This window comes from Dietzia sp. UBA5065 (genome assembly GCA_002415925.1).
Lineage (GTDB): Bacteria > Actinomycetota > Actinomycetes > Mycobacteriales > Mycobacteriaceae > Dietzia.
The window spans coordinates 28,652-35,377 of record DIAZ01000174.1; the positions used below are offsets into that span (position 1 = coordinate 28,652).

At 72.8% G+C, this 6,726-nt stretch carries 5 protein-coding genes; 3 read left to right on the forward strand and 2 right to left on the reverse strand.

Annotation, left to right across the window (positions count from 1 at the left end; all coding sequences use genetic code 11):
• Positions 1–8 precede the first annotated feature (8 nt).
• On the reverse strand, positions 9–980 hold the full coding sequence (locus B4M60_RS14330; RefSeq protein WP_291085497.1) for a hypothetical protein: 972 nt from the start codon (positions 978–980) through the stop codon (positions 9–11).
• Between the two features lie 122 nt (positions 981–1,102).
• Between B4M60_RS14330 and B4M60_RS14335 the strand changes: the two genes are divergently transcribed.
• The gene (locus tag B4M60_RS14335) at positions 1,103–1,804 is read left to right on the forward strand and encodes a M48 family metallopeptidase (RefSeq protein ID WP_291085500.1); all 702 of its coding nucleotides are present in this window, start codon (positions 1,103–1,105) and stop codon (positions 1,802–1,804) included.
• Between the two features lie 26 nt (positions 1,805–1,830).
• Here the strand turns inward: B4M60_RS14335 and B4M60_RS14340 are convergent, their stop codons facing one another.
• Positions 1,831–3,264, reverse strand: a complete 1,434-nt coding sequence (locus B4M60_RS14340) for a zinc-dependent metalloprotease (RefSeq protein WP_291085503.1) — start codon at positions 3,262–3,264, stop codon at positions 1,831–1,833.
• Between the two features lie 79 nt (positions 3,265–3,343).
• Here B4M60_RS14340 and B4M60_RS14345 point away from each other — a divergent pair, with 79 nt between their 5' ends.
• Together B4M60_RS14345 and B4M60_RS14350 are read left to right on the forward strand one after the other, a co-directional pair.
• Positions 3,344–4,402: a YlbL family protein gene (locus B4M60_RS14345; protein ID WP_291085505.1), complete on the forward strand. Its 1,059-nt coding sequence runs from the start codon at positions 3,344–3,346 to the stop codon at positions 4,400–4,402.
• Between the two features lie 66 nt (positions 4,403–4,468).
• On the forward strand, positions 4,469–6,726 hold a 2,258-nt coding region (locus B4M60_RS14350; RefSeq protein ID WP_291085508.1), incomplete at its 3' end, for a UPF0182 family protein.

Below are 6,726 nucleotides of genomic sequence, written 5' to 3' on the forward strand. Positions count from 1 at the left end.
GCCTCCAATCATGACAGAGGTCGCTGCCGCGTCGCCGCTCCGCAGGTGCAGCGATCGGCCGCCGGCCACTCGAGGCGCCGCCACAGTCCCTCCGCCGGGTTGATCTCGACGGTGGCGCCGACGGTCTGGAGCGGCCGCCCGGGTTCCCGGCTGGCGGAGATCTCGGCCAGCACGAGGGCCGCCGAGGCGGTGAGCGCCGGGACCCCGGCGTCCGGGGCCCGGCCGACGAGTTGCGCGGCGACGAACGGCCACCGCGGGTCCCGCCCGGCGCGGAACATGTCGATGCACCTCAGGCACGGACTGTCCCCGGGAAGGACGGTCGGTCCCACCACCACGCGCCCGTCCCGGCAGTACACGTGGAGGTGGACCTGGCCGGAACGGGTGAGCGAGGAGGTGAGGACCGGGTCGACCGCGATGGATCCGGTGAGGATCACCAGGTCGGGTGCCGCCCCGCGGCGGTGCCAGGGCGGCCGGTCCGCGTCCAGGTCCAGCCCGGGGTTCGGGCCGGTGGTGACCCTGCACCCGTTGACCGACAGCGGCCCGCGCAACACCTCCGACACCTGGCCGGTCCCGAGGATGTGGACCCGGCGCACCGGTGACGGGCGCGGGGTCGGGTCCGGCGGGGGTGGGCCGGAGCCCGGAGTGGTGAGGTGGACGTGGCCGAACTCGGCGAGTCGGACGAGGATCCGTGCGACGGCGGGGAGGTCCCGCTCGTCGACCCCCGCCCGCGCGGCGGCCTCGTCCAGATCGGCGCCCTCCTCGAGCTCACTCAGCAGCGCGGCCAGTCCGCGGGGGCCGCACGAGGCGGGGGCGCGCACCACCACGGCACGGTCCGGGGCCAGGCCCACCTGGACCGAATCGGCGTCGCGGATCACCACGACGGTGCCCGCGCGGAGGACGGCACGGGACTGCCCGAGCGCGGCGGATGGGCCGCGGGTCGCGGCGGGCGGGGCTACGGCGGAGGTGGTGGCTGGGGTCACGGGCACATCGTGGCACGGGGAGGCCGCCCGCGGGCGCCCCGAGACGGCGGTTGTCCACAGGCCCGCGGTCTCCGCGCCGCCTGTGGAGAACCGGTGTCGGCGGGGTCGTCTACGGTGGTCGCGTGCCGCCCCCGCCCCGCCCCGCGACCGACCCGAACCCGACTCCGGACCCGTCCCCCCTGGCGGCGGCCGACCTCCCCACCAGCCCGGACGATCCCCGGATCGAGGTGCGGCGCTCGCGCCGGCGCAAGCGCACGGTGTCGGCGCGGGTCGAGGGGCAGACGGTGGTGGTCCTGATGCCGGCGGGGTTGCCCCGGGCCGAGGAGCGCCGGCTCATCTCCGACATGCTGGCCCGTCTGCGCCGTCCGAGGCGCCGGACCGGGACCGCAGCCTCGGACGAGGACCTCATGACGCGAGCGACGGCCCTGTCGTCCGCGTGGCTCGGCGGCGCGCCGCGGCCGGCGTCGGTGCGGTGGGTCCCGGCCATGACCACGCGGTGGGCGTCGTGCTCGCTGGGGTCACGGGAGATCCGGATCAGCGAGGCGCTGCGAGAGGTCCCGTCGTACGTCCTGGACTACGTCGTCCTCCACGAACTCGCGCACCTCGTCGTCCCGGGCGGCCATCCTCCCGAGTTCTGGGACGCGGTCCGGCGCTACCCGCGGACGGAGCGGGCCATGGGCTACCTGGAGGCGTACTCCCGCGTGCTCGGGGCGGGCCCGGAGGGCGGCCGGGGCGGCGGTGGGGCGGCGCGGCAGGAGGGGGCCGGCGACGAGGACGCGGGTGACCTGGTCCAGGGCGACGACGACGAGGGCGTCATCACCTGACCTCTCCGCGCCGCCCGGGCCGCGGGTCAGGCGTTCCGGTCGGGTCCGTCGGCCTCCGGTCCGTCGGCCTCTGGTCCGTCGGCCTCGGGTCCGCCGCCGCCGGCACCGCCGGCCTCCCGGAGGAACCGCTCGATCTCGTCCACCCCGGACTGTTCACCGCTGGACTCGTCCAGGAGGCGGTCGATCACGGCGGCGGGGTTCTCGAGGTCCTCGCCCACGGGGAGCAGATCCGGGTGGCTCCACAGGCCGTCGCGGCGCTCGGTGCCGACGGCCTCACCGACCCGGCGCCACAGCTCGGAGGCCTCCCGCGCCAGCCGCGGCCGCAGTTCGAGCCCCACCAGGCTGGAGAACGCCTGCTCGGCGGCGCCACCCGCGGCCCGGCGGCGCAGCCACGTCTCGCGCAGCTTGTCCGCGCTGGGGAGCCGGTCGCCCACGGCATCGGTGACCACGGCGTCGACCCAGCCCTCGACCAGGGCGAGGAGCGTCTCGAGGCGGCCGAGCGCGGCCTCGTTGACGTTGGTGACCTTGGGGCCGATCGCCCCGGCGCCGCCGGACAGCAGCTCCTGCAGCTTGGTGGGGTCCTGGAGGATTGACGGGTCGAGCCCCGCCGCGAGGTCGTCGAGGCCCGAGGTGTCGACCCGGATCCCCTTGGCGTACTCGTCGACCGTGGCCAGGATCCGCGCCCGCAACCAGGGGGCGCCGGCGAAGAGCCGCAGGTGCGCGGCCTCGCGGGCGGCGAGGAACACCACGACCTCCTGCCGCGGTAGCTCGAGCTCGTCGGCGAACGCGTCGATGGCCGACGGGCAGAGGGCGGCCACGCCGTCGTCGCCGAACGGGAGCCCGACCTCGGAGGAGAACAGCACCGCGGGGGCGAGCCTGCCGAGTCCCTGCCCGAGCTGCATCCCGAAGCCCAGGCCCCCCATCTGGTCGAGCATGCCCAGGAGGGGGCCGGCGAGTTGGCGCGCCTCCTCCGGCATGGCGCCCCTGGTGGCCGAGCTCATCTGCTCGGCCACCGGGGTGCAGACCTTCTCCCAGGTGGGAAGCGACTTCTCGACCCACTGCTGCGGCGTCCACGCCTCGGTCCGGTGCACGCCGGTGGGGAACACCGTGGTCTCGTCCAGCCACAACTCGGCCAGGCGGACGGACTCCTCGGCGGCGGTCCGCGAGGCGTCGGTGATGACGGGCGTGCGGCCGAGGGCCTGGAGGGCGATCGTCCGGGCCAGCTGGTAGTTGACGGGGCCGGAGCTGCCGGGGCCGCTCATCGCCGACCCCATCGAACCCAGCATCTGGCCGAACTGCGAGAGCATCTGCCCGAACTGGCCGAACTGGGACGGGTCGAAGCCGCCGGCCCCCCCGAATCCGCCGAAGCCGCCGGGCCCGCCGGAGTCGCCCGGTTCGCGGTCCCGGTTTTCGTCTCGACCGTCGTCGTCGGAGGCGGAGAATCCGAAGGGCTGGTTCATGCCACAACGGTACAGCCCCCACGGGCGCGCGGGCCCGGGCGTGACGTCACGGTGTGGGCACACGGACTACCCTTGCCCCGTGTCCCGACGTCTCCTGACCCTCCTCGCCGCGTTGGTCCCGGCGGTCCTGTTGTTCGTTCTCGCCACCTCGGCGACCGTCCCGCTCGTCGCCATGGGCCCGGGCCCGACGTACGACACGTTCGGCGAGGCCGAGGTGCAGGTCGAGGGCGGCGTGGAGACGGTGCCGATCATCGAGGTCCGCGGGCGGGAGGCGGACCAGACCGAGGGCACCCTCCGGATGACGACCGTCGCGGTCCGCGACCGCCTCACCCTGGCCGACGCGGTGCGGTTCTGGCTCGACCCGGTCCAGGTGGTGGTCCCCCGCGACCAGGTGTTCCCCCCGGAGCGGTCCAGGGACGAGGTCCGTGAGTCCAACGCCGCCGAGATGGTGGGGTCGGAGAACTCGGCCGAGGCCGCCGCCTACGGCTACCTCGGCATCCCCATGCAGCCCCGGGTCGAGGGCGTCGACCCCGACGGCCCGGCCGCGGGCCTGCTCCGCGTGGGGGACGTCCTCACCTCCGTCGACGGTGAGCGGGTGTCCGACGCCACGGCGGTGGTCGAGCAGGTCGGTGCCCACCGGCCCGGAGACGAGGTCCGGATCGGGTTCACGAGGGACGGGCGGGAGGAGACGACGACGACGAGGTTGGCCTCCGCCGGCCCGGACGGCGACCCCGACCAGGGCCGCCTGGGGATCCTCGTCGGGGACACCCCCGCCGACGGCACCGACGTCACCATCAACATCGACCCCGACGTGGGCGGCCCCTCGGCGGGGTTGATCCTCGCTATCGCGATCGTGGACAAGCTGGACCCGGGCAACTCGACCGGCGGCGCGAAGGTGGCCGGGTCCGGGACCATCCAGCCGGACGGGACCGTCGGCCCGATCGGCGGCGTCACCCACAAGATCCGGGCGGCCCACGAGGCGGGGGCGACCGAGTTCCTCGTCCCGGCCGGCAACTGCGCGGAGGCCGTGCAGGACCCGCCGGGCGGGATCCGGCTGATCGAGGTGGAGACCCTCGGGGGTGCGCTGGACGCCCTGGAGGTGGCCGCGACGGGGGGAGAGCCGCCGACCTGCGGGTGAGACGGCGGTTTTCCGTAAGGTGGGGCCCACGAGCTAGTCCGCCCCAGCAGTCCAGGAGCTTCCCAGGTGTCCGTCCGCCCACCCGGCAATCCCGGACGACCGATCGCGATCTCGCGACGCGGTCGAGCCGTCGCCGTCGTCGTCGTCGTCCTCATCATCCTCATCCAGGTCCTGCCGCGGCTGAACACCGCCTACACGGACTGGTTGTGGTTCGGCTCCGTCGACGCCACCAGTGTCTTCCGGACCGAACTGCTGACGCGGATCGGGCTCTTCGCGGTGGTCGCCCTCCTGGTGGGGTCCGCGGTGTCCGCGGGGATCCTGCTGGCCTTCCGCTACCGTCCCGTGTTCCTGGCCCAGCCCGGCATGCCGGACGCCCTGGCCCGGTACCGCGCGGCCGTCGGGTCGTCCCCGGCCAGGACGGTGTTCTGGGTGCCGCTGGCGCTCGCCGTGCTCACCGGGTCCATCGCACAGACCGGCTGGCAGTCCGTCCTCGCGTTCTTCAACTCGACGTCGTTCGGCCGGACCGATGCGCAGTTCGGGCTCGACATTTCCTTCTACGCCTTCGAGCTCCCCGTGTGGCGCGCGCTCGTCACCTGGCTCATGGTGGCCGTGTTCCTGGCGTTCCTCGCCAACCTCGTCACCCACTACCTCTTCGGCGGACTCCGGCCCGGTGCCCGTGAGGGTGCGCTCACCCGGGCGGCACGGATCCAGCTCCTCGGGCTGGCCGGGCTGTTCGTGCTGCTCAAGGCCGCCGCGTACTGGCTGGACCGGTACGAGTTGCTGTTCCGCGAGAACTCCACCTTCACCGGCGCGGGGTACACCGACGTCAACGCGGTCATGCCCGCCAAGATCTTCATGTTCTCGGTGGCGCTGGTGTGTGCGGCCGCCTTCTTCTCCGCGATCGTCATCAAGGACCTCCGGATCCCCGCCCTCGCGACGGTGCTCCTGCTGTTCTCCGCGCTCGTGGTGGGCTCGGCGTGGCCGCTGGCGGTGGAGCAGTTCTCCGTCAACCCCAACCGTGCCGTGAAGGAGCGGGAGTACATCGCCCGGAACATCGAGGCCACCCGCGCGGCGTACGACATCGGCGACGATCGGGTCACCTACCTCGAGAACTGGGGCTCGGCCAACCCCAACCCACGGGACGCCGCCTCGGACATCACGACCCTGTCCAACATCCGCGTGCTCGACCCCAACGTACTGGCACCGACGTTCACGCAGCAGCAGCAGTTGCGCAACTTCTACGGCTTCCCCGAGACGCTGAGCATCGACCGCTACACGATCGACGGCGAGATGCGGGACTTCCTCGTGGCCGCCCGGGAGCTCAACCCGCAGGCCCTGCAGGCCAACCAGCGCGACTGGATCAACCGCCACACCGTGTACACCCACGGGAACGGGTTCGTGGCCGCGCCGGCCAACCGCGTCAACGAGATCGCGGACGACGCGGGCTCGGACCGCGGCGGGCTCCCCAACTACCAGGTCTCGGACCTGGAGGCCATCTCCAGCGGTCAGGAGATGATGATCCCGGTGACCCAGCCGCGGATCTACTTCGGTGAGCTCATCGCGAAGTCGGACCCCGACTACGCGATCGTCGGGGACAACGGCGACGGCCCGCGCGAGTACGACACCGATGCCGAGCAGTACACCTACACCGGTGAGGGCGGGGTGCCGGTCGGGGGCTGGATCAACCGCACGGCCTACGCGCTCAAGTTCGCCGAGCGCAACATCCTGCTCTCCAGCCTCATCGGCGACGACTCCAGGATCATCTACGACCGCGACCCGCGAGACCGCGTGCAGAAGGTCGCGCCGTGGCTCACCACGGACACCAACACCTACCCGGCCGTGATCGACGGGCGGATCAAGTGGATCGTCGACGGCTACACCACGCTCAAGACGTACCCGTACGCACAGCTGAGCTCACTGGAGGCCATGACCTCGGATTCGATCAGCGCCACCGGCGGGCGGGTCCTTCCGGACGAGAAGGTCTCGTACATCCGCAACTCCGTCAAGGCCACGGTCGACGCCTACGACGGCACGGTGGACCTCTACGCCTTCGACGAGTCCGATCCCGTTCTGCAGACGTGGATGAAGGCGCTTCCCGGCATCGTCCAGCCGCGGGAGGCGATCTCCCCGGAGCTCGAGGAGCACCTCCGCTACCCGGAGGACCTGTTCAAGGTCCAGCGGGAGCTCCTGGCCAAGTACCAGGTCGACGACCCGGGTCAGTTCTTCACCAACGACGCCTTCTGGTCGGTCCCCTCCGATCCCACCATCACCTCGTCGATCCAGAACCCGCAGACCCCACCCCTCGGCGGACCGGTGACCGGGCC

What these genes read in the sequence shown, in the direction of transcription:
- B4M60_RS14340 (WP_291085503.1), bottom strand. Translation starts at nt 3,264, where the DNA reads ATGAACCAGCCCTTCGGATTCTCCGCCTCCGACGACGACGGTCGAGAC.